This window comes from Anaerotruncus sp. 80, assembly GCF_009936115.1.
GTDB classification, from domain to species: Bacteria; Bacillota; Clostridia; order Peptostreptococcales; family Anaerovoracaceae; genus Senimuribacter; species Senimuribacter intestinalis.
Window position 1 is genome coordinate 1 of record NZ_QWES01000033.1, and the last position, 1,331, is coordinate 1,331.

A 1,331-nucleotide genomic window follows, 5' to 3' on the forward strand; every position below is an offset into this window, starting at 1 on the left:
AAAATCCAAGCCAGTTACGGGCAAAGGGATCCACGTAAGCTGATCCGCAAGGCGGCAGTGATCATGGCGTAGCTTAGATGTAAGTCCTCGGGAAAATCCCGGTCAAGGCAAGTGTGGGGGCAAAGACCAGGTCAGCCAGACAACTGCAATGCCGTTTTTCTATACTTTTCGCCCAAAGGGCGGAAAGTATAGCGAAGCGTAGAAAAAGGGACAGCGAAGTGAACGAAGAGAACGGAGGAGAGAGCAAAGCGAACGTTGCCGTTTTTCTATACTTTTCGCCCAAAGGGCGGAAAGTATAGCGAAGCGTAGAAAAAGGGACAGCGAAGTGAACGAAGAGAACGGAGGAGAGAGCAAAGCGAACGTTGCCGTTTTTCTATGCTTTTCGCCCGAAGGGTGGAAAGCATAGCGAAGCGTAGAAAAAGGGACAGCGGCGGCAGCTGCATAGGTAGCCTCATCGACATAGGAATAATTTCAGGAAAAAAGTCGGACTTGGCACAAAAAAGATATATGATTTTTCAGAAAAGTATGTTATAATGGTTTTAAAGAAAATCACCTTTGCTTTCGGCGTTTCTGCTGAAAGGCCGGACTCAGAGGAGTGGCTAAGGAGGTCATCACATGAAGGTAAACATCACAGGTAAGAATTTTAACACTTACAAGCATTTACAGGACACACTGGAGAGGAAATTTGATAAGCTTGGGAAATATTTCTCCGATGACATTACTGTAAAAGTGGTATTATCTCAGGAGAGAGGCAAGGACAAGATAGAGGCAACTATCAACGCCAAAGGGGCAGTATTCAGAAGCGAAGACGTTTCGGATGATATCTATGAGGCAATTGATAAGGTTGTAGATAAGCTGTCCAGCCAGATGGCAAGATTTAAAGGCAAGCTGCAGAAGCGTTATAACGACAACAAATCCGTAAGATTTGAGAGTCTGCCAGAACTTCCGGAAGAAGTGGAAGAAGTAAAGGTTGTGAAAACCAAGAAGTTTGAGCTCTCGCCGATGTCAGTGGAGGAAGCAATTTTGGAGATGGAAATGCTGCAGCATAATTTCTTCGTCTTCCTTGATATGGAAACAGACAGCGTCAATGTGGTCTACATCAGAAAAGATGGAAACTATGGTGTGCTGGAGACAACTTACTAATAAAGGAAATGTTTTAGGACTGTCCGTTTGGGCGGTCCTTTTTGAATAGAAAACTTTGTTAAGATTTCATGAGTTTACCATGGTTTTTGTGCCAATTCCCTTGAATTTTTTAGTTAGATACGGTAGAATTATATAAGCTATATATAAGGGGAAGGCATATGGAAAATTTTTTCAACAACATCATTTCC

1 protein-coding gene is annotated in these 1,331 nt (G+C 43.2%); it reads left to right on the forward strand.

Going from position 1 to position 1,331, the window contains the following annotated elements:
- The first annotated feature begins 615 nt into the window (after positions 1–615).
- Positions 616–1,143: a ribosome-associated translation inhibitor RaiA gene (gene raiA, locus D1155_RS13845; protein ID WP_160202413.1), complete on the forward strand. Its 528-nt coding sequence runs from the start codon at positions 616–618 to the stop codon at positions 1,141–1,143.
- Positions 1,144–1,331 lie beyond the last annotated feature (188 nt).